General features: G+C 67.6%; 32 protein-coding genes. All 32 read left to right on the forward strand.

Annotated features, from left to right (window positions below; genetic code table 11):
- Positions 1-93 precede the first annotated feature (93 nt).
- The 32 genes from JJJ14_RS02840 (at position 94) to rplQ (ending at position 20,624) form a co-directional block, all read left to right on the forward strand.
- Positions 94-1,701, forward strand: coding sequence for a SpaH/EbpB family LPXTG-anchored major pilin (locus tag JJJ14_RS02840; RefSeq protein ID WP_201444641.1), 1,608 nt, complete (start codon positions 94-96; stop codon positions 1,699-1,701).
- Between the two features lie 237 nt (positions 1,702-1,938).
- A complete protein-coding gene (locus JJJ14_RS02845) occupies positions 1,939-3,177 on the forward strand; it encodes a class C sortase (protein ID WP_075374764.1) in 1,239 nt (412 codons plus the stop codon).
- A 258-nt stretch (positions 3,178-3,435) separates the two neighbouring features.
- Positions 3,436-3,744, forward strand: coding sequence for a 30S ribosomal protein S10 (gene rpsJ, locus JJJ14_RS02850; RefSeq protein WP_070511604.1), 309 nt, complete (start codon positions 3,436-3,438; stop codon positions 3,742-3,744).
- Between the two features lie 8 nt (positions 3,745-3,752).
- Complete coding sequence (gene rplC, locus JJJ14_RS02855; protein WP_201444642.1) at positions 3,753-4,421, forward strand: 50S ribosomal protein L3; 669 nt, start codon at positions 3,753-3,755, stop codon at positions 4,419-4,421.
- A gap of 4 nt (positions 4,422-4,425) precedes the next feature.
- The gene (gene rplD / locus JJJ14_RS02860) at positions 4,426-5,070 is read left to right on the forward strand and encodes a 50S ribosomal protein L4 (RefSeq protein ID WP_009403568.1); all 645 of its coding nucleotides are present in this window, start codon (positions 4,426-4,428) and stop codon (positions 5,068-5,070) included.
- Positions 5,067-5,369, forward strand: coding sequence for a 50S ribosomal protein L23 (gene rplW, locus JJJ14_RS02865; protein ID WP_003786064.1), 303 nt, complete (start codon positions 5,067-5,069; stop codon positions 5,367-5,369). The genes rplD and rplW overlap by 4 nt, the downstream gene beginning before the upstream one ends.
- Before the next feature lie 26 nt (positions 5,370-5,395).
- Positions 5,396-6,232 (forward strand): 50S ribosomal protein L2, encoded by an 837-nt coding sequence (gene rplB, locus JJJ14_RS02870; RefSeq protein WP_009747234.1) that lies wholly within the window; start codon positions 5,396-5,398, stop codon positions 6,230-6,232.
- A 14-nt stretch (positions 6,233-6,246) separates the two neighbouring features.
- The gene (gene rpsS / locus JJJ14_RS02875) at positions 6,247-6,525 is read left to right on the forward strand and encodes a 30S ribosomal protein S19 (protein WP_003786073.1); all 279 of its coding nucleotides are present in this window, start codon (positions 6,247-6,249) and stop codon (positions 6,523-6,525) included.
- Between the two features lie 31 nt (positions 6,526-6,556).
- Complete coding sequence (rplV, locus tag JJJ14_RS02880) at positions 6,557-6,934, forward strand: 50S ribosomal protein L22 (RefSeq protein ID WP_003789298.1); 378 nt, start codon at positions 6,557-6,559, stop codon at positions 6,932-6,934.
- Positions 6,934-7,755, forward strand: a complete 822-nt coding sequence (gene rpsC, locus JJJ14_RS02885) for a 30S ribosomal protein S3 (protein ID WP_003789299.1) — start codon at positions 6,934-6,936, stop codon at positions 7,753-7,755. The genes rplV and rpsC overlap by 1 nt, the downstream gene beginning before the upstream one ends.
- A 3-nt stretch (positions 7,756-7,758) precedes the next feature.
- Positions 7,759-8,178 carry a 50S ribosomal protein L16 gene (gene rplP, locus JJJ14_RS02890; RefSeq protein WP_003781881.1) on the forward strand — a complete coding sequence of 140 codons (420 nt, stop codon included), beginning with the start codon at positions 7,759-7,761 and terminating at the stop codon, positions 8,176-8,178.
- Entirely contained in the window at positions 8,178-8,423 is a 246-nt protein-coding gene (rpmC, locus tag JJJ14_RS02895; RefSeq protein WP_009403578.1) for a 50S ribosomal protein L29, read from the forward strand. Before rplP ends, rpmC begins: the two co-directional genes overlap by 1 nt.
- On the forward strand, positions 8,420-8,713 hold the full coding sequence (gene rpsQ, locus JJJ14_RS02900) for a 30S ribosomal protein S17 (protein WP_003789301.1): 294 nt from the start codon (positions 8,420-8,422) through the stop codon (positions 8,711-8,713). The genes rpmC and rpsQ overlap by 4 nt, the downstream gene beginning before the upstream one ends.
- Positions 8,714-9,506: 793 nt before the next feature.
- Positions 9,507-9,875 (forward strand): 50S ribosomal protein L14, encoded by a 369-nt coding sequence (rplN, locus tag JJJ14_RS02905; protein WP_003781898.1) that lies wholly within the window; start codon positions 9,507-9,509, stop codon positions 9,873-9,875.
- Positions 9,876-9,877: 2 nt separating this feature from the next.
- Positions 9,878-10,222, forward strand: coding sequence for a 50S ribosomal protein L24 (rplX, locus tag JJJ14_RS02910; RefSeq protein WP_003781892.1), 345 nt, complete (start codon positions 9,878-9,880; stop codon positions 10,220-10,222).
- 2 nt (positions 10,223-10,224) lie between these two features.
- A complete protein-coding gene (gene rplE, locus JJJ14_RS02915; RefSeq protein WP_043537565.1) occupies positions 10,225-10,782 on the forward strand; it encodes a 50S ribosomal protein L5 in 558 nt (185 codons plus the stop codon).
- 1 nt (position 10,783) lies between these two features.
- On the forward strand, positions 10,784-10,969 hold the full coding sequence (locus tag JJJ14_RS02920; protein WP_003781856.1) for a type Z 30S ribosomal protein S14: 186 nt from the start codon (positions 10,784-10,786) through the stop codon (positions 10,967-10,969).
- Positions 10,970-11,027: 58 nt separating this feature from the next.
- Positions 11,028-11,426 (forward strand): 30S ribosomal protein S8, encoded by a 399-nt coding sequence (gene rpsH, locus JJJ14_RS02925; protein WP_003789305.1) that lies wholly within the window; start codon positions 11,028-11,030, stop codon positions 11,424-11,426.
- Positions 11,427-11,447: 21 nt separating this feature from the next.
- Positions 11,448-11,987, forward strand: coding sequence for a 50S ribosomal protein L6 (rplF, locus tag JJJ14_RS02930; protein WP_003781878.1), 540 nt, complete (start codon positions 11,448-11,450; stop codon positions 11,985-11,987).
- A gap of 2 nt (positions 11,988-11,989) precedes the next feature.
- On the forward strand, positions 11,990-12,370 hold the full coding sequence (rplR, locus tag JJJ14_RS02935) for a 50S ribosomal protein L18 (protein WP_003789309.1): 381 nt from the start codon (positions 11,990-11,992) through the stop codon (positions 12,368-12,370).
- Positions 12,371-12,404: 34 nt separating this feature from the next.
- A complete protein-coding gene (gene rpsE / locus JJJ14_RS02940; RefSeq protein ID WP_003789310.1) occupies positions 12,405-13,112 on the forward strand; it encodes a 30S ribosomal protein S5 in 708 nt (235 codons plus the stop codon).
- Complete coding sequence (rpmD, locus tag JJJ14_RS02945; RefSeq protein WP_070511660.1) at positions 13,112-13,318, forward strand: 50S ribosomal protein L30; 207 nt, start codon at positions 13,112-13,114, stop codon at positions 13,316-13,318. Before rpsE ends, rpmD begins: the two co-directional genes overlap by 1 nt.
- A 1-nt stretch (position 13,319) precedes the next feature.
- A complete protein-coding gene (gene rplO / locus JJJ14_RS02950; RefSeq protein WP_003789315.1) occupies positions 13,320-13,796 on the forward strand; it encodes a 50S ribosomal protein L15 in 477 nt (158 codons plus the stop codon).
- 350 nt (positions 13,797-14,146) lie between these two features.
- Complete coding sequence (gene secY / locus JJJ14_RS02955) at positions 14,147-15,448, forward strand: preprotein translocase subunit SecY (RefSeq protein WP_101559490.1); 1,302 nt, start codon at positions 14,147-14,149, stop codon at positions 15,446-15,448.
- On the forward strand, positions 15,445-16,032 hold the full coding sequence (locus JJJ14_RS02960; protein WP_180806247.1) for an adenylate kinase: 588 nt from the start codon (positions 15,445-15,447) through the stop codon (positions 16,030-16,032). Before secY ends, JJJ14_RS02960 begins: the two co-directional genes overlap by 4 nt.
- A 135-nt stretch (positions 16,033-16,167) precedes the next feature.
- Complete coding sequence (gene map, locus JJJ14_RS02965; RefSeq protein ID WP_101559488.1) at positions 16,168-17,049, forward strand: type I methionyl aminopeptidase; 882 nt, start codon at positions 16,168-16,170, stop codon at positions 17,047-17,049.
- A 287-nt stretch (positions 17,050-17,336) separates the two neighbouring features.
- A complete protein-coding gene (gene infA, locus JJJ14_RS02970; RefSeq protein WP_003781847.1) occupies positions 17,337-17,558 on the forward strand; it encodes a translation initiation factor IF-1 in 222 nt (73 codons plus the stop codon).
- Positions 17,559-17,591: 33 nt separating this feature from the next.
- Entirely contained in the window at positions 17,592-17,705 is a 114-nt protein-coding gene (rpmJ, locus tag JJJ14_RS02975; protein ID WP_003781903.1) for a 50S ribosomal protein L36, read from the forward strand.
- A 165-nt stretch (positions 17,706-17,870) separates the two neighbouring features.
- Positions 17,871-18,245 carry a 30S ribosomal protein S13 gene (rpsM, locus tag JJJ14_RS02980; protein WP_010614542.1) on the forward strand — a complete coding sequence of 125 codons (375 nt, stop codon included), beginning with the start codon at positions 17,871-17,873 and terminating at the stop codon, positions 18,243-18,245.
- Between the two features lie 62 nt (positions 18,246-18,307).
- Positions 18,308-18,709, forward strand: coding sequence for a 30S ribosomal protein S11 (gene rpsK, locus JJJ14_RS02985; RefSeq protein ID WP_003781888.1), 402 nt, complete (start codon positions 18,308-18,310; stop codon positions 18,707-18,709).
- Between the two features lie 157 nt (positions 18,710-18,866).
- The gene (locus tag JJJ14_RS02990) at positions 18,867-19,868 is read left to right on the forward strand and encodes a DNA-directed RNA polymerase subunit alpha (protein WP_003789324.1); all 1,002 of its coding nucleotides are present in this window, start codon (positions 18,867-18,869) and stop codon (positions 19,866-19,868) included.
- Between the two features lie 30 nt (positions 19,869-19,898).
- Positions 19,899-20,624, forward strand: coding sequence for a 50S ribosomal protein L17, sunset domain variant (gene rplQ, locus JJJ14_RS02995; RefSeq protein WP_141406395.1), 726 nt, complete (start codon positions 19,899-19,901; stop codon positions 20,622-20,624).
- Positions 20,625-20,934: the final 310 nt, after the last annotated feature.

A 20,934-nucleotide genomic window follows, 5' to 3' on the forward strand; every position in this document is an offset into this window, starting at 1 on the left:
ACGGAGCCGTCCACCGGAGAAAAACTCCCTATCCATACCTCTGCCACGCGTTCGCATCTCCCCGCGGCGCACAGTGAAAGGAAATCCCAACCCATGAAGCACAACGCCAGCACGCTGGGGCGTCGGGCTGCTGCCGCAGCCGGTGTCCTCACCCTGGCCTTCCTCGGCCTGGCCCCTTCGGCCGTGGCCACGGAAACGCCTAACTACGGCAACATCAAGACGGATGCGACGGGCTCCCTCGCCATCCACAAGCACCTCACCGGCGGCGGCAAGGACATCGGTAACCCCACCGGTACCCCGCAGAACGCGGACAGCAAGGGGGCTCCCGTCCAGGGCGTCGTCTTCACCGCCTACCCGATCACCGACATCAACCTGAAGGACCCCGCCGGGTGGGACACGATCAGTGACCTGTCCAAGGCCGGCGTGCCGGACAGCGCCTGCACCAACCCCGCCGCCCCCACGCTGGGAGCGCACAAGTTCGGCACCCCCAAGGTCTCCCCGGCCACCAACAACGAGGGACTCGCCACGATTACGGACATGCCGGTTCAGGCCTACCTCGTGTGCGAGACCACGACCCCCGGCAACATCGTCCAGAAGGCCAAGCCCTTCGTGGTGACGGTTCCTCACCCGAACACCGCTGCGGGCGCCGACGGCCAGTGGATCTACGATGTCCACGTCTACCCCAAGAACGAGGCCATCAGCGTTGAGAAGAGCATCCAGGAGCAGAAGCTCAACGGCTACGGTGTCGGCTCCCTCATCAAGTTCCCGGTGAGCTCGACGGCGCCGACTCTCGACGCCAAGTCCTTCTACAAGTACTTCCAGCTCAGGGACACCCTGGACGACCGCCTCACGGCGGTGACCGCCACTGAGGTCTCCCTCGAGGGCACGACCCTGGATCCCACCGACTACAAGGTGGACACCAAGGGGCAGACCGTCACCGTCACCTTCACCGCCGAGGGTCTGAAGAAGATCAAGGCCGCCCCCGGCAAGAAGGTGTCCGCCGTCTTCCAGGGCAAGGTGACCGAGGCCCGCAACGGCGCCATCACGAACCGGGCTCAGGTGATCAGCGACACCGTCTACGCCGAGCAGCCCCCGACGCCCGAGGAGCCCCCGGCGAACCCCAACGACCCGCCGACCTCTAACGAGGTGACTTCCCGCTGGGGCGACCTGCTCATCAAGAAGGTGGACAACCACCAGCAGGGCCAGGACAAAGCCGGCCTCCAGGGCGCTCAGTTCCAGCTGTACAAGGCCAAGAACGCCTACGCCAACACCTGCACCAAGGACAAGGAAGGCGACCCCATCGCCATCAACGGCGAGACCACGCTGACCACGGACGCGCAGGGCGCCATCAACGTCAAGGGCCTGTTCATCTCCGACTCCATCGACGGTGCAGACCGTGACAACCAGAAGGATGCCACCGCGCGCTGCTACGTCCTGGTCGAGACCAAGGCTCCGGCCGGCTACGTCCTGCCCGCCGGTGACGGCGCCGTGACCCCCGTCAAGATTGAGGTCGGTGCGGTGACCACGGACAACGTCACCATCGAGAACACCAAGCAGTCGGTTCCGGGCCTGCCCCTGACCGGTGCCAACGGCATGCTCATCCTGACCGCCTCCGGCGCGTCCCTGCTGATGATCGCCGTCGGCTCCGTCCTCGTGGCCCGCTACCGCGAGCGCAAGCAGAACGCGAACCTCGCGCTCTGATGACACCGGCTGTCGGTCGGGACCAGTGAGCCCCGGCCGACAGCCACGACCGCAAGGGCACCACCTCACCCACGTCGTGACCGGTTCTGAACCCGTCTCGATCGTGAGGTGGTGGCCTGAGCGGAACCGGTGCAGGCACTCGACGGACCCCGATCCGCCGGGCGCCTGCACCGCCATGTGCGAACCCGCACCATCCCCACCCCGACACACCCGACCCTGGAAGCGCACGAGGCCCCCATGATCTCTCGCAAAGCACGCACACCCCGCACCGCCCGGACTCCGCGCACCCGCGCCTCGAGCCTCCAGAAGCATCGTCGTCCCCGGGCCTGGCGCCTGTCGGTCTCCGCCCTGGTCACCTCCATCATGGCGGTGGTGGGCATGGGGCTGCTGACCTATCCGACGGCGGCCTCCTGGGTCTCCCAGTACAACCAGTCGAAGGTGACTGCCGACTACTCCGCCCAGGTCGATGGGGCTCGTCCCGATGCCAAGACCCAGGTCGAGCAGGCGCACGCCTACAACGACGCGCTTTCGGCTGGGGCGGTCCTGGAGGCCAACAACCACGTCCCCACCGGTGCCGGCTCGAGCAAGGACAGCTCCCTGCAGTACGCCAACATCCTCAAGGCCAATAACGAGGGCCTCATGGCCCGTCTCAAGATCCCCTCCATCTCCCTGGACCTGCCCGTCTACCACGGCACGGCCGACGACACCCTGCTCAAGGGCCTGGGGCACCTGGAGGGCACCTCGTTGCCGGTCGGGGGAGAGGGGACCCGCTCGGTCATCACCGGGCACCGAGGTCTGGCCGAGGCCACCATGTTCACCAACTTGGACAAGGTCAAGACCGGTGACAGCCTCATCGTCGAGGTCTTCGGAGAGGTCCTCACCTACCGGGTCACCAGCACCAAGGTCGTCGAGCCCGAGGAGACCGAGGCTCTGCGCGTCGAGGAGGGCAAGGACCTGCTCACCCTGGTGACCTGCACGCCCCTGGGCATCAACACCCACCGCATCCTGCTGACCGGCGAGCGCATCTACCCGACCCCTGCCAAGGACCTCGCGGCGGCGGGCAAGCGCCCCGACGTTCCCCACTTCCCCTGGTGGGCCGTGGGTCTGGCCGCGGGGCTCATTGTCATCGGGCTGTACCTGTGGCGCTCGGGCTACGCGGCGGCGCGGGCCAAGGAGCGGGCCCTGGCCAGGGCCCGTGCTGCGCAGGAGGAGCCGCGCCCCCAGACCTGGGCGGAGCAGATGCGGATCTGGATGGATGACGACGCCGGTGTCGAGCCCCAACGGTGGTTCACCGACCTTCCGGTCCCTCCCCAGCCCTCCGAGATGGAGAACCTGGCGCTCCTGGAGGAGATCGCGTCGCTGTCGGCGCCGTCGGGACAATGGGATAACCAGGAGCTCATCGATACCGCGGAGATCCCGGTACTGGACGCGACACGCCCGAGCGCGGGGGCCAGTGGGCGGACTCACAGCCTCTAGGCCCGATCCTGGGTTCCGCTGCCCGCGCGGGCCCTGATAACGTAATCCGGCCGGCCAAGGGCGTGCACATGCGTGCCCCTGGTTGTGCCGCCCCGGGATCGCCCCGGGATTCATACTGACGGACCCGTTCCTCCTGAACGGGTTTCCGTGTGTCCAGACCGGTTCACCGCCTCCCACCACGGGAGCGGCGCGCGTCCTGAAGCGACACGCCCGAGCGCGTGGACCGGCCAGAAGCAAGTACAAGAGAGGTTAGGCGCCATGGCGGGACAGAAGATCCGCATCCGGCTCAAGTCCTACGACCACGAGGTCATCGACTCCTCGGCGCGCAAGATCGTCGACGTCGTGACCCGCGCTGGCGCGACGGTCGTGGGCCCGGTGCCGCTGCCGACCGAGAAGAACGTGTTCTGCGTGATCCGGTCGCCGCACAAGGACAAGGACAGCCGCGAGCACTTCGAGATGCGCACGCACAAGCGGCTGATCGACATCGTCGACCCGACGCCCAAGGCCGTCGACTCGCTCATGCGTCTCGACCTGCCCGCTGACGTCAACATCGAGATCAAGCTCTGAGGACTGCCATGACAACGCTTAACACGCCGGCTGCCGCCGCGCCTGCCAAGGCGCTGCTCGGCACCAAGCTCGGCATGACGCAGATCTGGGACGAGAACGGGGTCCTGCGCCCTGTGACCGTCGTCCGGGTCGACACCAACGTCGTGACCCAGGTCCGCACCATCGAGACCGATGGCTACGAGGCCGTTCAGCTCGCCTTCGGCGACATCGACGTCAGCAAGGTCACCAAGCCGCTCGCCGGCCACTTCGCCAAGGCCGGGGTCGAGCCCCGCCGCCACGTGGCGGAGATCCGCACCTCCCTGGCGTCGGAGTTCACCCCCGGCCAGGAGCTGGCCGCTGACACCTTCGAGGTCGGCCAGCTGGTCGACGTCACCGGGACCTCCAAGGGTAAGGGGTTCGCCGGTGTCATGAAGCGCCACGGCTTCGCCGGTGTGGGCGCCTCCCACGGTGCTCACCGCAACCACCGCAAGCCCGGCTCCATCGGCGCCTGCGCCACCCCCGGGCGCATCTTCAAGGGCCTGCGCATGGCCGGTCGTATGGGCCACGCGCGCCGCACCGTCCAGAACCTCAAGATCCGCGGCATCGACGTTGACAAGGGCGTTCTGCTCGTCAACGGCGCGATCCCCGGCCCCAAGGGCTCGGTCGTCGTCGTCCGCACCGCCGTGAAGGGAGCCTGAGACCATGACTGAGGCACTCACCGTCGACGTCGTCGACTCCGCGGGCAAGAAGACCGGCAGCGTCGAGCTGCCCGCCGAGGTCTTCGACGCCCCCCTCAACATTCCGCTCATGCACCAGGTGGTCGTCGGCCAGCTGGCCGCGGCCCGCCAGGGCACCCACGCCACCAAGACCCGCGGCGACGTCCGCGGCGGTGGTCGCAAGCCCTACCGCCAGAAGGGCACCGGCCGCGCCCGCCAGGGCTCGACCCGCGCCCCGCAGTTCGTCGGCGGTGGCACCGTCCACGGCCCGCAGCCGCGCGACTACACCCAGCGGACCCCCAAGAAGATGAAGGCCGCCGCCCTGCGCAGCGCCCTGTCCGACCGCGCCCGCAACGGCCGCGTCCACGTCATCACCGAGTTCGTCACCACCACGGTGCCCTCCACCAAGAACGCCCTGGTCGCGCTGCGCAACCTCACCGACCGTAAGGCCCTGGTGATTGTGGACCGTCAGGACGACCTGTCCAGGCTCAGCCTGCGCAACGCCCCCGAGGCGCACGTCCTGTGGGCCGACCAGCTCAACACCTACGACGTCCTCAAGTCCGACGACGTCGTCTTCACGGCCTCTGGCCTGGACGCGTTCCTGGGCAAGGGTGAGGAGGAGTCCAAGTGAGCCTCGAGAAGTCCAAGAACCCCCGCGACGTCATCATCGCGCCGGTGGTCTCCGAGAAGTCCTACGCCTGCATGGACCGTGGCCAGTACACGTTCATCGTGGCGCCGGGATCCAACAAGACCGAGATCAAGCAGGCCGTTGAGGCCATCTTCGATGTCAAGGTCTCCTCGGTGAACACCATCAACCGCAAGGGCAAGACGCACCGCACCCGCACCGGGATCGGCAAGTCCAAGGACACCCGCCGTGCGATCGTCACCCTGCGCGAGGGGACCATCGACATCTTCGGTGATGTGGCCTAGTGCGCCACGGAAGGTAAAGGATCGATATGGGAATCCGTAAGTACAAGCCCACGACCCCGGGTCGTCGCGGCTCCTCCGTGGCCGACTTCGTGGAGATCACGCGCAGCACGCCCGAGAAGTCGCTGGTGCGCCCGCTGAGCAAGTCCGGTGGACGTAACTCCTCCGGTCGTATCACCACCCGCCACAAGGGTGGTGGCCACAAGCGCGCCTACCGTCTCATCGACTTCCGTCGTCACGACAAGGACGGCGTGCCCGCGAAGGTCGCTCACATCGAGTACGACCCCAACCGCACCGCGCGCATCGCCCTGCTGCACTACATGGATGGCGAGAAGCGCTACATCATCGCCCCGAACAAGCTCCGTCAGGGCGACGTCGTCGAGGCCGGCCCCAGCGCCGACATCAAGCCCGGCAACAACCTGCAGCTGCGTCACATCCCCACCGGTACGGTCGTCCACGCGGTCGAGCTGCGTCCCGGTGGCGGGGCCAAGATCGCTCGCAGCGCCGGCACCTCCGTCCAGCTGGTCGCCAAGGAGGGCAAGTACGCGCAGCTGCGCATGCCCTCCGGGGAGATCCGCAACGTGGAGGCCGCCTGCCGCGCCACCATCGGCGAGGTCGGCAACGCCGAGCAGTCCAACATCAACTGGGGCAAGGCCGGCCGTATGCGCTGGAAGGGCGTGCGCCCGACCGTCCGCGGTGTCGTCATGAACCCGGTGGACCACCCGCACGGTGGTGGTGAGGGCAAGACCTCCGGTGGTCGTCACCCCGTCTCGCCGTGGGGCAAGCCCGAGGGCCGCACCCGCCGTCCCAACAAGTCCAGCGACCGCCTCATCGTGCGTCGTCGTCGGACCGGCAAGAAGCGCTGATAGGAGCCTGAATCATGCCGCGTAGTCTGAAGAAGGGTCCCTTCGTCGACGACCACCTCCTTAAGAAGGTGGACGCTCAGAACGAGAAGGGCACCAAGAACGTCATTAAGACCTGGTCCCGCCGTTCGGTCATCACGCCGGACTTCCTGGGGCACACCTTCGCCGTCCACGACGGTCGCAAGCACGTGCCGGTCTTCGTTACCGAGTCCATGGTGGGCCACAAGCTCGGTGAGTTCGCTCCGACCCGCACCTTCCGCGGGCACGTCAAGGACGACCGCAAGTCGCGTCGCTGACGGACGTCGGAAAGTTTGAGAGGCAGAGAACATGGAAGCCAAGGCGCAGGCCAAGTACGTGCGCTGCACGCCGATGAAGGCGCGCCGGGTCGTGGATGTCGTCCGCGGCAAGCGCGCCGTCGAGGCCGTCAACGTGCTCCGATTCGCCCCGCAGGCCGCTGCGGTGCCGGTGCGCAAGGTCCTCGAGTCCGCAATCGCCAACGCCCGGTTCAAGGCTGAGCGTGACGGTGAGCGTTTCGACGAGAACGACCTGTTCATCATCGAGGCGTTCGCCGACGAGGGTCCCACCCTGAAGCGGTTCCGTCCCCGTGCGCAGGGTCGGGCCAGCAGGATCCTCAAGCGGACCAGCCACATCACCGTCATCGTCGGGGACAAGTCCGACGCCGCAACGAAGGAAGGAGCCCGGTAATGGGGCAGAAGGTCAACCCGACCGGGTTCCGCCTGGGCATCACCACGGACCACCGCTCGCGCTGGTTCGCCGACTCCACCAAGCCCGGTCAGCGTTACCGCGACTTCGTGGAGGAGGATGTCAAGATCCGCCGCCTCATGGAGGACGGCATGGAGCGGGCCGGAATCTCCAAGGTCGACATCGAGCGCACCCGTGACCGCGTGCGCGTCGACCTGCACACCGCCCGTCCCGGCATCGTCATTGGTCGCCGTGGGGCCGAGGCCGAGCGCCTGCGCGGTCAGCTCGAGAAGCTGACCGGCAAGCAGGTCCAGCTCAACATCCTCGAGGTCAAGAGCCCCGACCTGGACGCCCAGCTGGTCGCCCAGGGCATCGCCGAGCAGCTCGCCTCCCGCGTGTCCTTCCGTCGCGCCATGCGCAAGGGCATGCAGTCAGCGATGCGCGCCGGCGCCAAGGGCATCCGGGTGCAGTGCTCCGGCCGCCTGGGCGGCGCCGAGATGAGCCGCAGCGAGTTCTACCGCGAGGGACGCGTGCCGCTGCACACCCTGCGCGCGAACATCGACTACGGCTTCTACGAGGCCAAGACCACCTTCGGCCGCCTCGGCGTCAAGGTGTGGATCTACAAGGGCGACATCACCGAGCGCGAGTTCGCCCGCCAGCAGGCCGAGTCCGGCTCCCGTGGCCGGGGCCGGGGCGAGCGCCGCGGCGGCCGTCGTGGCGACCGCGGTGAGCGCGGTTCGCGTCAGAACACCGAGCAGCAGCAGGCAGCCGAGCAGACGCCGGCCGCCGAGACCGCTGCCGCAGACCAGGGAACGGAGGCCTGAGCCGTGCTCATCCCCCGCCGGACCAAGTTCCGCAAGCAGCACCGCCCGCACCGCACGGGCCTTTCCAAGGGCGGCAACCAGATCGCCTTCGGTGAGTACGGCATCCAGGCCCTCGAGCCCGCCTACATCACCAACCGCCAGATCGAGGCGGCCCGTATCGCCATGACCCGCCACATCAAGCGTGGCGGCAAGGTGTGGATCAACATCTTCCCGGACCGCCCCCTGACCAAGAAGCCCGCCGAGACCCGTATGGGTTCCGGTAAGGGTGCACCCGAGTGGTGGATCGCCAACGTCAAGCCCGGACGCATCCTGTTCGAGCTCGGCGGTGTCGACGAGGCCCTCGCCCGCGAGGCCATGCGCCGCGCACAGCACAAGCTTCCGATGAAGACCCGTTTCGTGACTCGTGAGGGTGGTGACGTCTGATGGCAATCGGTTCCAAGGGCCTGACCCCCGCCGACCTCGACGGCATGGACAACGAGCGCCTCTCCGAGGAGCTCTCCAAGGCCAAGGCCGAGCTGTTCAACCTCCGGTTCGCCTCGGCGACCGGCCAGCTCGAGGACCACGGACGTCTCAAGGCTGTGCGTCGCGACATCGCCCGCATCTACACGATCGTGCGCGAGCGTGAGCTCGGTATTCGCACCGCCCCGAGCACGGAGGAGTCCAAGTGAGCGAGCAGACCAGCACTGAGAACGTCGAGCAGTCCACCGAGCGCCCCCAGCGCAAGGTGCGTCGCGGCTACGTCGTCTCCGACAAGATGGACAAGACGGTTGTCGTCCTCGTCGAGGAGCGCTACAAGCACTCCCTGTACGGCAAGGTCCTCCGTCGCTCCAAGAAGGTCAAGGTCCACGACGAGAACAACGAGGCCGGTGTTGGCGATCTCGTCTCCATCATGGAGACCCGCCCGCTGAGCGCCACCAAGCACTTCCGCCTCCTGGAGATCCTCGAGCGCGCCAAGTGACCCTCGGCTGAACGCCGCCCTCGACTCGGTCGAGCCGGCCCCCGACGCCGCAGCATCCCACCCGGGAGGCTGCGGCGTCGGCGTTGTTGACGGCGAGGTTCTCAGGGGCGGCGGCCCCACGGGATGTGAGCAGCCTTGCGGTGCGGCGCCGGTGCCGGACCGCGTAGTACTCCACGAGGGTCGGGCACTACTGGAGGAGGATGGGGTGTACTGCGGGTAGATGGGGCCTTCGTGCAGTGTGCACAACCCTTGGCCAGGAGATCCCGACCCTCGTGGAGTAGAGGCGGTTCTGAAAAGGCCCGGGCCAGGGCCGGCTGCGGACCACGGCCGACAGTCAAGTAGGCGGATCGGGGACTGCGGTGTGCGACGGGGACGTCCTTGACCTCCACAGGGCGACGGTCGCACCCCAGTCGTCTGGAGGGCAACGCAGTCCTCGGCGGGCCGGTACGTCCTCGACCAGGGGTCGATGGGCCGACCGGGTGCTTCGAGCGCCGGCGTCGGAGGTCCGGGAAAAGCCGGTGAGCAAAGGCACAGGGCGGGCTGGTCATCTCAGGTTCCGCGTGATGCGGCGGCTGGACTAGGCTAATGGAGTTGCGCGCGCCCTCGGTGCGCCCGGCAGAGACCTCGTGCAGTCTGCGCCTGTGTCTGTCGGGACAACGTACCGCGGGAATCCCCTATCCCTGGGTCAGCATCGTGCGGCCTGCGGCCGGGGGAGACGTGTGCAAGACCAGAAGAACGTTCGGCCAGGCTCAGGAGCTTCCTGAGAACCGGCTCGACGACAGGAGAACACTCAATGATCCAGCAGGAGTCGCGACTGAAGGTCGCCGACAACACCGGTGCCAAGGAGATCCTTTGCATCCGTGTTCTCGGTGGATCGGGTCGGCGCTATGCGGGTATCGGCGACACGATCGTCGCCACCGTCAAGGACGCCATTCCCGGCGGCAACGTGAAGAAGGGCGAGGTCGTCAAGGCCGTCGTCGTGCGTGCCCGCAAGGAGCGTCGTCGTCCCGACGGCTCATACATCCGCTTCGACGAGAACGCCGCCGTCATCCTCAAGAACGATGGGGAGCCGCGCGGTACGCGCATTTTCGGACCCGTCGGCCGTGAGCTTCGTGAGAAGAAGTTCATGCGCATCGTCTCGCTCGCCCCGGAGGTGATCTGAACATGGCACGCATCAAGAAGGGCGACCAGGTCATCGTCATCGCCGGTAAGGACAAGGGCAAGACCGGTCGCGTTCTGGAGGTCCTCAAGGGCACTGACCGTGTCATCGTCGAGGGCGTCCAGCGCGTGACCAAGCACACCAAGGTGGGGCAGTCCCAGCAGGGCGCCCGCACCGGCGGCATCGAGACCGTTGAGGCGCCCATCCACGCCTCCAACGTCATGCTCGTCGACCCCAAGACGAAGAAGCGCACCCGCGTGGGCTTCCGCGTCGAGGAGGGCGTGCGTCCCGACGGCCGCAAGCGCACCGTCCGCGTGCGTTACGCCAAGAAGAGCGGGGAGGACCTGTGACCATGGCTGAGAAGACCACCCCCCGTCTCAAGACGAAGTACGCCGAGGAGGTGCGCCCCGCCCTGCTCAAGGAGTTCCAGCACGGCAACGTGATGGAGGTCGGGCGCGTCGTCAAGGTCGTCGTCAACATGGGTGTGGGCGAGGCCGCCCACGACTCCAAGATGATCGAGGGCGCCGTGCGCGACCTCGCCGCCATCACCGGCCAGAAGCCCCAGGTCACCCGGGCCCGCAAGTCCATCGCGCAGTTCAAGCTGCGTGAGGGTATGCCGATCGGCGCGCACTCCACGCTGCGCGGCGACCGCATGTGGGAGTTCCTGGACCGTCTGGTCTCGATCTCGCTGCCCCGTATCCGCGACTTCCGCGGTCTGAGCCCCAAGCAGTTCGACGGGAACGGCAACTACACCTTCGGTCTGACCGAGCAGGCTGTCTTCCACGAGATCGACCAGGACCAGATCGACCGCGTCCGCGGCATGGACATCACCGTGGTGACCACGGCCAAGACCGACGAGGAGGCCCGCTCGCTGCTCAAGCAGCTCGGCTTCCCCTTCAAGGAGAAGTGAGATGGCGAAGACCGCACTGATTGAGAAGGCGAACCGCAAGCCCAAGTTCGGTGTCCGTGCCTACACGCGCTGCCAGCGCTGCGGCCGCCCGCACTCGGTCTACCGCAAGTTCGGCCTGTGCCGTATCTGCCTGCGTGAGATGGCCCTTCGCGGCGAGCTCCCGGGCGTGAGCAAGTCCAGCTGGTAAGAACTTACGTCGCAGGTCCGCTGAGGAAACCACGACGAGGAAGGGCTAAGGCCCACTCATGACAATGACAGACCCCATCGCAGACATGCTGACCCGTCTGCGCAACGCAAACAGCGCCTACCACGACACCGTGTCGATGCCGTCGAGCAAGCTCAAGGTGAACATCGCTGAGATGCTCAAGGCCGAGGGCTACATCGCCGGCTACGAGGTCACGGACGCCGAGGTCGGCAAGACGCTCACGCTGAGCCTCAAGTACGGAGCCAACCGCCAGCGGGCCATCCAGGGCCTGCGCCGGATCTCCAAGCCCGGCCTGCGCGTCTACGCCAAGTCCACCAACCTGCCCAAGGTCCTCGGCGGCCTGGGAGTGGCGATCCTGTCCACCTCCTCCGGCCTCCTGACCGACAAGCAGGCCGAGTCGCGTGGCGTGGGCGGCGAAGTCCTCGCCTACGTCTGGTAAGAGAAGGAACGGAGGAAAACCATGTCTCGTATTGGACGGCTCCCCGTTCCGGTTCCTGCCGGAGTGGACGTCACCATCGACGGCCAGGACGTGACGGTCAAGGGTCCCAAGGGCACCCTGTCCCGCACGATCAGCGAGCCCCTGAGCGTCACCCGCCAGGAGGACGGCTCCATCCTGGTCACGCGCCCCGACGACGAGCGCCGCTCGCGCTCGCTGCACGGACTGTCGCGCACCCTCATCAACAACATGGTGATCGGCGTCACCGAGGGCTACTCCAAGCAGCTCGAGATCGTCGGCACCGGTTACCGCGTCGCCGCCAAGGGCCAGGGCATCGAGCTCTCCCTCGGCTTCTCCCACACCGTGACCGTTGAGCCCCCCGAGGGCATCACCTTCACGGTCGACGGCAACCTGAAGATCACTGTCTCCGGTATCTCCAAGGAGCAGGTCGGCGAGGTCGCGGCGAACATTCGCAAGATCCGTCCGCCGGAGCCCTACAAGGGCAAGGGCGTGCGCTACGCCGGCGAGAACGTGCGCCGCAAGGTCGGAAAGGCTGGTAAGTGACCATGGCTTACTCGATCAAGAGGGGCAAGGGCAACCCCCGCGCCATCGCCCGCAAGATCCGTCACCAGCGCGTGCGCAAGCACATCTCCGGCACGCCCGAGCGTCCCCGTCTGGTGGTCACCCGGTCCAACCGCCACATGGTGGCTCAGGTCGTGGACGACACCATCGGCCACACCCTGTGCGCCGCCTCCACCCTGGAGGAGGCCGCCAAGGGCGTCGAGGGCCACAAGGTGGGCGCCGCCCACAAGGTCGGCGAGCTCATCGCCGAGCGGGCCAAGGCACTGGGTATCGAGGCAGTCGTGTTCGACCGCGGCGGCAACAAGTACCACGGCCGTGTCGCGGCCGTCGCCGAGGGCGCCCGTGAGGGCGGCCTGAAGCTGTGAGCACTAAGACGACGAGAAAGCAGAGGAACATCTGATGGCTGCACCGCAGCGAGACAGGTCCGCGTCGTCCGACGGCTCGGCCCAGCGCGAGAACGACGAGCGCCGGGGCGAGGGCCGCGGCCGCCGCGACCGCAACAACGACCGCCGCGACCGTGGTCGCGGCAATGACGACAAGTACATCGAGCGCGTCGTCACCATCAACCGCGTGTCCAAGGTCGTCAAGGGCGGCCGCCGCTTCACCTTCACGGCTCTCGTGGTCGTCGGTGACGGTGAGGGCACCGTCGGCGTGGGCTACGGCAAGGCGAAGGAAGTTCCCTCCGCCATCGCCAAGGCCGTCGAGATCGCGAAGAAGAACTTCTTCCACGTCCCGATGATCCGCCGCACCATCCCGCACCTGGTCCAGGGTGAGGACTCCGCCGGAGTCGTCCTCCTGCGCCCGGCGTCCCCCGGTACCGGTGTTATCGCCGGCGGTCCGGTGCGCGCCGTGCTGGACTGCGCCGGTGTCCACGACATCCTGTCCAAGTCGCTGGGCTCCTCCAACGCGATCAACATCGTGCACGCCACGGTGGACGCCCTCAAGCAGCTGGAGCAGCCCGAGGCCGTTGCGGCCCGCCGTGGCCTGCCCCTGGAGGACGTCGCCCCGCAGTCCATGCTGCGGGCCCGCGCCGAGGGCGAGGCCGACAAGCGCGCTCAGGCTGAGAAGCAGGAGGCCGAGAAGGCCGCTGAAGGAGTGGGTGCGTGATGGCTGAGACCGCGTCGAAGCAGATGACCAAGCAGCTCAAGGTCACTCAGGTCCGTTCTGGCATCGGGGGCACCCACCGCCAGCGCGAGTCCCTCAAGACCCTGGGTCTGCGCAAGATCCGCCAGTCCGTCGTGCGCGAGGACAGCCCCAGCGTGCGCGGCCTGATTGCCACGGTGCACCACCTGGTCACCGTTGAGGAGGTCTGAGATGGCTGACACCGAGAACACGCAGGAGGAGAAGGTGCGCGTCGTCAAGCTGCACCACCTGCGTCCCGCCCCCGGCGCCAAGAAGGCCAAGACCCGCGTGGGTCGTGGTGAGGCGTCCAAGGGTAAGACCGCCGGTCGCGGTACCAAGGGCACCAAGGCTCGTTACCAGGTCCGTCCTGGTTTCGAGGGTGGCCAGATGCCGCTGCACATGCGTCTTCCCAAGCTGCGCGGCTTCCGCAACCCCAACCGGGTCGAGTTCCAGCCCGTCAACGTCGGCCGCATCGCCGAGCTGTTCCCCGAGGGCGGCACGGTGACCGTGGAGGACCTCGTCGCCAAGGGTGCGGTTCGCAAGAACCAGCTCGTCAAGGTTCTCGGCGGCGGCGACGTCACCGTGGCCCTGACGCTCACGGTCGACGCCTGGTCCGGCTCCGCCAAGGAGAAGATCGAGGCCGCCGGCGGCACCATCGCCACGCGCTGAACGTCGTCGGGCCGAGCCCGGCACGGGTGACACCCCGACGGCGCAGCCCTGACGAGAAGCGACATCACAGACCCCGGCGGTCCAGGTAAACCTGGGCCGCCGGGGTCTGTCGCGCGCGGGCGTCGCACCGCACGGCGGCTCCTGCGCACCTGTGGCCGGGTGCCTTGGATCACCCCGGGCCACCGCACCGGGACGAGACGTGAGAAAACCCGCACCCCAGCCACGTTGCAAGCCCATCTCAGCGCCCAGGTGGCGAGCTCGGCGGGGTAGTCTGGGCCGGGCGCAGTTCCCCTGCGCTCCGCCTTGCTGCCCGCAAGGCCGAACCCACCCCCGAGTCCACAGGAGATCGAGTGCTCAGCGCGTTCACTCAGGCGTTCAGAACGCCAGACCTCAGGGCGAAGCTGCTCTTCACCCTCGGCATCATGGCCCTGTTCCGGCTCGGGTCGATCCTGCCGGCGCCCGGCGTCAACCTGGCCAACGCCAAGTACTGCATCGGGGAGGCCGGCAAGGACCAGAACCTCCTCAGCCTGGTCAACGTCTTCTCCGGTGGTGCGCTGCTCCAGCTGAGCGTCTTCGCGCTGGGCATCATGCCCTACATCACCGCCTCCATCATCATCCAGCTCCTGCGGGTCGTCATCCCCCGCTTCGAGGAGCTCCACAAGGAGGGGCAGGCGGGCACCGCCAAACTCACCGAGTACACCCGCTACCTCACCATCGGCCTGGGACTGCTGCAGTCCAGCACCATCGTGGCCACGGCCAAGAGCGGTCAGCTCTTCCAGGGGTGCGCCAGGGCCCAGCACATCATCGCCGGCGACTCGATCGTCACCCCGCTGCTCATCATCATCACCATGACCGCCGGCACCGGCCTCATCATGTGGCTGGGTGAGCTCATCACCGAGCGCGGCATCGGCAACGGCATGTCGCTGCTCATCTTCACCTCCATCGTGGCCCAGTTCCCCTCCAACATGTTCTCCATCGCCGGAGGCAACAACGGCGCGGCCAACTTCGCCATCATCGTGGCCGTCGTCCTCCTGGCCACCCTGGCGGTGGTGTACATCGAGCAGGCCCAGCGGCGCATCCCCGTGCAGTACGCCAAGCGGATGATCGGGCGCCGCCAGTACGGCGGATCGACCACCTACATCCCGGTCAAGATCAACACCGCCGGGGTCATCCCCGTCATCTTCGCCTCCTCGATCCTGGCCATGCCCCAGCTCATCGCCGGCTTCGGCAACCAGACGAGCAAGTGGGTGCAGTGGATCATGACGAACCTGCAGCAGACGAGCCCGATCTACCTGACTGCCTACGGCGTCCTCATCCTCTTCTTCGCCTTCTTCTACACGGCCATCACCTTCGACGCCGAGGAGATCGCGGACAACATGAAGCGCTACGGCGGCTTCATCCCCGGCATCCGCGCCGGTGAGCCCACCGTGCGCTACCTGTCCTACGTCATCAACCGCATCACGACGGCGGGCTCCATCTACCTGGTGGTCCTCGCCCTCATCCCGACGCTCGCCGTCATCTGGCTGGACCTGGCTCAGCACCTGCCCTTCGGTGGAACCACTATCCTCATCATGGTGGGTGTGGGCCTTCAGACCGTCAAGGAAGTCAACTCCCAGCTGCAGCAGCGTCACTACGAAGGGTTCTTGTCATGAGTGCACGCATGGTTCTTCTCGGTCCCCCCGGAGCGGGTAAGGGCACCCAGGCCGCCCGGATCGCCGAGCGCCTGAGCATCCCGGCCATCTCCACCGGAGACATCTTCCGCGCCAACGTCGCCGGTGCCACCGAGCTCGGCACCCAGGCCAAGGCCTACATGGACAAGGGCGAGTACGTCCCCGACTCCATCACCAACGCCATGGTGGCCGACCGCATCGCCCAGGCCGACTGCGAGAACGGATTCCTCCTGGACGGCTACCCGCGCACCACGGCCCAGGTCGGAGAGCTCGACTCCATGCTGAAGGCCTCCGGCCTGGCCCTCGACGTCGTCGTCGAGATTACCGCCGACGCTGAGGCCGTCGTCGCCCGCCTGCTCAAGCGGGCCGGCGAGCAGGGGCGGGCCGACGACACCGAGCCGGTCATCCGCCGCCGCCTCGAGGTCTACGCCGAGTCCACGGCGCCGCTGGCCGACCTCTACGCCGAGCGCGACCTGCTGGTTCAGGTCGACGGTATGGGCGAGATCGACGTCGTCACCGGCCGCATCATGGAGGCCCTCGCCTCCCGCGGTATCACCGGCTCCTGAAGCCCACGCTCACCGGCGGGTCGTCTGCTTACGCGGACGACCCGCCTGCGCATGCTCCGGCCCGTCCCCGTCCCTGACGGGGGAGCCGGAACCGCCCCAGGCCCAGCCCGCTACACACGACCCCAGGAGGCACCCGTGCTCTCACGCGAACAGATCCAGATCAAGACGCCAGAGCAGGTTCGTCTCATGCGCCGGGCCGGGCTCGTCGTCGCTGACATCCACGCCGCCCTGCGCGAGGCGGTGCGCGCCGGCATCACCACCGCCGAGCTCGACGCCGTCTCGGCCGGCGTCATCAAGGCCGCCGGCGCTCACTCCAACTTCCTGGGCTACTACGACTACCCGGCCACCGTGTGCATCTCGGTCAACGAGGAGGTTGTCCACGGCATCCCCGGTGAACGGGTCCTGGCCGACGGCGACCTGGTCACCTTCGACTGCGGCGCCTACATCGTCGACGAGGACGGCACCCAGTGGCACGGCGACGCCGCCTTCACCACTGTCGTCGGCGGTAACTACCTGAGCGAGACCGACCGGCTCGTGGACACCACCACCCGACAGGCCCTGTGGGAGGCCATTGCCGCCGTCGCCCGCGCCGCAGCGGGGGAGGGGCGGGGGCGCCAGCTGTGCCTCAACGCGGTCGGCGACGCCGTCGAGACCGTTGTCGCGGACGTGACCGAGCGGGAGGGCCACGAGCTGGGGATCCTTCAGGAGTACGTCGGCCACGGCATTGGCACGAGCATGCACATGGCCCCCGACGTCCTCAACTACTCCGTCAAACGGCGCGGCCCCCGCCTGCGCCCCGGCATGGTGCTGGCCATCGAGCCCATGCTCACCGCTGGCAGCCCGGCCACCCGCGAGCTCGACGACGGCTGGACCGTCGTCACCCGAGACGGCTCCCACGCCGCCCAGTGGGAGCACACCGTGGCCATCGTCCCCGGCGGTGTCTGGGTCCTCACCGCGCCCGACGGCGGAGCCGAGGGCCTGGCCCCCTACGGCATCGAGCCCAAGGCGCTGGGCTGAGTCGCTGATGCGGGAACTGCTGCGGGGGTGCGTCCTCGACGACGCACGCGCCTGCGGTGTGTCAGGAAACACCGCGTGATCGCGCCATCTGGCATGGTGGAGCCTGGGCCGTCTGCCGTAAAGTTATCCGCTGGACGCGCGTCCGTCGATGACGCATGCCCTCATACCGCATTCACGACCCTGGCAACGGGGACCCGCCCGCGGTGGGCCTGCGCAACGGCGACCGCGGCTGCCCGGCGGCGACGTCGTCGGGGTGAACTCGAGCGAGAAAGCACCGATGGAGGAACATGGCTAAGAAGGACGGAGTCATCGAGGTCGAGGGATCGGTCGTCGAGGCCCTTCCGAACGCGATGTTCCGGGTGGAGCTGAGCAACGGGCACGTCGTGCTCGCGCACATCTCCGGAAAGATGCGGCAGCACTACATCCGCATCCTCCCCGAGGACCGGGTGGTCGTGGAGCTGAGCCCCTACGACCTGTCCCGCGGCCGAATCGTCTACCGGTACAAGTGACATGTCGGCTCTCAGAGCCGGCGGAGGAACATCATGAAGGTCAAGCCGAGCGTCAAGAAGATCTGTGACAGCTGCAAGGTGATTCGTCGCCACGGCCGCGTCATGGTCATCTGCGAGAACCCGCGGCACAAGCAGCGTCAGGGCTGAGTCCCCGGCGCCGGGCCGCCCAGAGACCTGGACGGCCCTTTCCAGCACCCATCCCAGCGCACCCGCACCGCGGGTCCGCAACCCCCGGTTCTCGGAGGCCGGGGCCACCAGGCGAGGTGGAGGAGATGGGTGACGACCTCCGGGAGCACACAGGAGAACCACACCGTGGCACGCATTTCCGGTGTCGACCTGCCTCGCGAGAAGCGAGTCGAGATCGCACTCACCTACATCTTCGGGATCGGACGCACCCGCGCGGACGAGACCCTGAAGGCGACGGGCGTCAACCCTGACACCCGCGTCAAGGACCTCACCGAGGAGGAGCTGGTCAAGCTCCGCACCCACATCGACGGCAACTACCAGGTTGAGGGTGACCTGCGTCGTGAGGTTCAGGCGGACATCCGCCGCAAGATCGAGATCGGCTGCTACCAGGGCCTGCGCCACCGCCGCCACCTGCCGGTGCACGGTCAGCGCACCAAGACCAACGCGCGTACCCGCAAGGGCCCCAAGCGCACCGTGGCCGGTAAGAAGAAGGCCAAGTAAGCAGCAGCTCGCGCCCCGCCCAGCGCAGGGCGCAGTGACGACCTCATCACGAAGAAGGAAGAATGCCTCCCAAGACCCGCGCCGCCGCGCGCAAGACGCGCCGCAAGGACCGCAAGAACGTTACCCACGGTCACGCCTACATCAAGTCCACCTTCAACAACACCATCGTCTCGCTGACGGACCCGCAGGGCGCCGTCATCGCCTGGTGCTCCTCCGGACAGGTCGGCTTCAAGGGCTCGCGCAAGTCGACCCCCTACGCCGCCCAGCTCGCCGCCGAGGCCGCCGCCCGGCGCGCCCAGGAGCACGGCATGAAGAAGGTTGACGTCTTCGTCAAGGGTCCCGGCTCCGGCCGCGAGACCGCGATCCGCTCCCTCCAGGCCGCCGGCCTCGAGGTCGGCTCGATCACCGACGTCACCCCCCAGGCCTTCAACGGCTGCCGCCCGCCCAAGCGCCGTCGCGTCTGAGCTTTAAGGGACGACGGCGCAGCCGGTTGCTGCGTCGTCGTCTCACCACGTTCCGCCCCCACGGCGGGACGCGGAGTAGGGCCGGCCCGGTCGGGCCGGCTGCTCCACCCATGAGGAACGGCGTCATATAGCGGGCGCCGCGACGAAAGGAAACCACGTGCTCATTGCACAGCGACCCACGCTCACCGAGGAGGTCGTGGTCGAGGACCGCCGCTCGCGCTTCGTGCTCGAGCCCCTCGAGCCCGGCTTCGGCTACACGCTCGGCAACTCCCTGCGCCGCACGCTGCTGTCCTCCATCCCGGGGGCGGCCGTGACCAGCGTCCGCATTGACGGGGTGCCCCACGAGTTCCGCACGATCCCCGGGGTCAAGGAGGATGTCGCCCAGATCATCCTCAACATCAAGGAGATCGTCCTGTCCTCGGAGAACGACGAGCCGGTCGTCATGTACCTGCGCAAGTCCGGTCCGAGCGAGGTCACTGCCGGTGACATCACCCCGCCGGCCGGCGTCGAGATCCACAACCCCGATCTGGTCATCGCCACTCTCAACGAGAAGGGCAAGCTGGAGATCGAGCTGACGGTCGAGCGCGGCCGCGGCTACGTCTCCGCCAACCAGAACAAGGACCCCAACGCGGAGATCTCCCGCATCCCGGTGGACTCGATCTACTCGCCGGTCAAGAAGGTCTCCTACTCCGTCGAGGCCACCCGTGTGGAGCAGCGCACCGACTTCGACCGTCTCATCGTCGACGTCGAGACCAAGTCCTCCATCACCCCGCGTGACGCCCTGGCCTCGGCCGGTAAGACGCTCGTGGAGCTCTTCGGCCTGGCCCGTGAGCTCAACGTCGAGGCCGAGGGCATCGAGGTCGGCCCCTCGCCGATCGACGAGGCCTTCCAGCAGGACCTGGCCCTCATGATCGACGAGCTCGACCTGCAGGCCCGCTCCTCCAACGCCCTCAAGCGCGAGGGCATCCACACCGTCGGTGAGCTCGTCTCGCGCAGCGAGGCCGACCTGCTCGACATCCGTAACTTCGGCGCCAAGTCCATCTCCGAGATCAAGGACAAGCTGGCCGAGCTGGGGCTCTCCCTCAAGGGCTCCCCGGTCGACTACGTCTCGGACGACGACTACGCCAACCCCACGTTCAGCGACGAGACCCAGGCCTGAGCCGGCTCGTTATTCACCTAGGAGACAACCATGCCTCGCCCCACTAAGGGTCCCCGTCTGGGCGGCAGCGCCCAGCACGAGCGTCACCTGCTCGCCAACCTGGCCACGCAGCTCATCGTTCACGAGTCGATCAAGACCACGGAGGCTCGCGCTCGTCGCCTGCGTCCCTACGTCGAGAAGCTCATCACCAAGGGCAAGCGCGGTGACCTGCACGCCCGCCGCACCGTGCTGAAGAAGGTGACGGACAAGTACGCCGTCTACCGCCTCTTCGAGGAGCTCGCCCCCAAGTTCGAGGGCCGCGAGGGCGGTTACACCCGCATCATCAAGACGACCCCCCGCAAGGGCGACAACGCCCCCATGGCGGTCATCTCCCTGGTGCTGGAGCCGGTTGCCCGCAAGGAGATCGTGGAGGACGCGGTCGCCACCGCCAAGAAGGCCGCCCAGAAGGCCGTCGCCGACGAGGACAAGGCCGAGAAGAAGGCCACGACCGAGAAGGCTGAGGAGAAGGCCGACAAGGCTGACAAGGCTGACAAGGCCGAGTACGCCGGCGCGGTCCGTCTCGAGGAGGGCGCCACCGACGCTCCCGACGACGACCACCTGGTCAAGGGCAACGAGGACTCCATGAAGTACCACGTTCCCGGCTCGCGCTGGTACGACGCCACGGTCGCCGAGGTCTGGTTCGCCAGCGCCGAGGACGCCGAGGCCGCGGGCTTCGCCCCCGCCGGCGGCGCCGCCGCCCAGAAGGTCGAGAAGTGAGCCAGAGCTCGACGCTCTGAGTCAAAACTCCGGGGAGGGCCGGTCACCTGATGGTGACCGGCCCTCCCTGTGTGTGGCGGAAGATGCTGGCCGACGGCATCGGCACTGGCCGGGGCCTGGCACGCACCAGAGGAGGATGCGGCCTGCCCGTGCTGACTCCCCGCACTAGTAGACGACGACCACCCAGGTATGCCGCGATGGGGTGGGGCTGACGAGGCAAGCGGGAAGTTCAGGGCAGGCCGGTAGATCGGGACCGTGTGCGTCGGACATCGCGATCGGGGACGTACTTCGCCGACGAGAACTGCGACGT

It is taken from the genome of Actinomyces sp. HMT 175, assembly GCF_016694895.1.
Taxonomy (GTDB): Bacteria; Actinomycetota; Actinomycetes; order Actinomycetales; family Actinomycetaceae; genus Actinomyces; species Actinomyces oris.

What these genes read in the sequence shown, in the direction of transcription:
- rplC (WP_201444642.1), top strand. Translation starts at nt 3,753, where the DNA reads ATGACAACGCTTAACACGCCGGCTGCCGCCGCGCCTGCCAAGGCGCTG.
- rplO (WP_003789315.1), top strand. Translation starts at nt 13,320, where the DNA reads ATGGCTGACACCGAGAACACGCAGGAGGAGAAGGTGCGCGTCGTCAAG.
- rplB (WP_009747234.1), top strand. Translation starts at nt 5,396, where the DNA reads ATGGGAATCCGTAAGTACAAGCCCACGACCCCGGGTCGTCGCGGCTCC.
- rpsS (WP_003786073.1), top strand. Translation starts at nt 6,247, where the DNA reads ATGCCGCGTAGTCTGAAGAAGGGTCCCTTCGTCGACGACCACCTCCTT.
- rplR (WP_003789309.1), top strand. Translation starts at nt 11,990, where the DNA reads ATGGCTTACTCGATCAAGAGGGGCAAGGGCAACCCCCGCGCCATCGCC.
- rplQ (WP_141406395.1), top strand. Translation starts at nt 19,899, where the DNA reads ATGCCTCGCCCCACTAAGGGTCCCCGTCTGGGCGGCAGCGCCCAGCAC.
- rpmC (WP_009403578.1), top strand. Translation starts at nt 8,178, where the DNA reads ATGGCAATCGGTTCCAAGGGCCTGACCCCCGCCGACCTCGACGGCATG.
- rplF (WP_003781878.1), top strand. Translation starts at nt 11,448, where the DNA reads ATGTCTCGTATTGGACGGCTCCCCGTTCCGGTTCCTGCCGGAGTGGAC.
- JJJ14_RS02840 (WP_201444641.1), top strand. Translation starts at nt 94, where the DNA reads ATGAAGCACAACGCCAGCACGCTGGGGCGTCGGGCTGCTGCCGCAGCC.
- rplV (WP_003789298.1), top strand. Translation starts at nt 6,557, where the DNA reads ATGGAAGCCAAGGCGCAGGCCAAGTACGTGCGCTGCACGCCGATGAAG.
- rpsK (WP_003781888.1), top strand. Translation starts at nt 18,308, where the DNA reads ATGCCTCCCAAGACCCGCGCCGCCGCGCGCAAGACGCGCCGCAAGGAC.
- rpsC (WP_003789299.1), top strand. Translation starts at nt 6,934, where the DNA reads ATGGGGCAGAAGGTCAACCCGACCGGGTTCCGCCTGGGCATCACCACG.
- JJJ14_RS02845 (WP_075374764.1), top strand. Translation starts at nt 1,939, where the DNA reads ATGATCTCTCGCAAAGCACGCACACCCCGCACCGCCCGGACTCCGCGC.
- rpsJ (WP_070511604.1), top strand. Translation starts at nt 3,436, where the DNA reads ATGGCGGGACAGAAGATCCGCATCCGGCTCAAGTCCTACGACCACGAG.
- rplE (WP_043537565.1), top strand. Translation starts at nt 10,225, where the DNA reads ATGGCTGAGAAGACCACCCCCCGTCTCAAGACGAAGTACGCCGAGGAG.
- JJJ14_RS02920 (WP_003781856.1), top strand. Translation starts at nt 10,784, where the DNA reads ATGGCGAAGACCGCACTGATTGAGAAGGCGAACCGCAAGCCCAAGTTC.
- infA (WP_003781847.1), top strand. Translation starts at nt 17,337, where the DNA reads ATGGCTAAGAAGGACGGAGTCATCGAGGTCGAGGGATCGGTCGTCGAG.
- rpmD (WP_070511660.1), top strand. Translation starts at nt 13,112, where the DNA reads ATGGCTGAGACCGCGTCGAAGCAGATGACCAAGCAGCTCAAGGTCACT.
- rplN (WP_003781898.1), top strand. Translation starts at nt 9,507, where the DNA reads ATGATCCAGCAGGAGTCGCGACTGAAGGTCGCCGACAACACCGGTGCC.
- JJJ14_RS02960 (WP_180806247.1), top strand. Translation starts at nt 15,445, where the DNA reads ATGAGTGCACGCATGGTTCTTCTCGGTCCCCCCGGAGCGGGTAAGGGC.
- rpsH (WP_003789305.1), top strand. Translation starts at nt 11,028, where the DNA reads ATGACAATGACAGACCCCATCGCAGACATGCTGACCCGTCTGCGCAAC.
- rpsE (WP_003789310.1), top strand. Translation starts at nt 12,405, where the DNA reads ATGGCTGCACCGCAGCGAGACAGGTCCGCGTCGTCCGACGGCTCGGCC.
- rplD (WP_009403568.1), top strand. Translation starts at nt 4,426, where the DNA reads ATGACTGAGGCACTCACCGTCGACGTCGTCGACTCCGCGGGCAAGAAG.
- rplX (WP_003781892.1), top strand. Translation starts at nt 9,878, where the DNA reads ATGGCACGCATCAAGAAGGGCGACCAGGTCATCGTCATCGCCGGTAAG.
- rpmJ (WP_003781903.1), top strand. Translation starts at nt 17,592, where the DNA reads ATGAAGGTCAAGCCGAGCGTCAAGAAGATCTGTGACAGCTGCAAGGTG.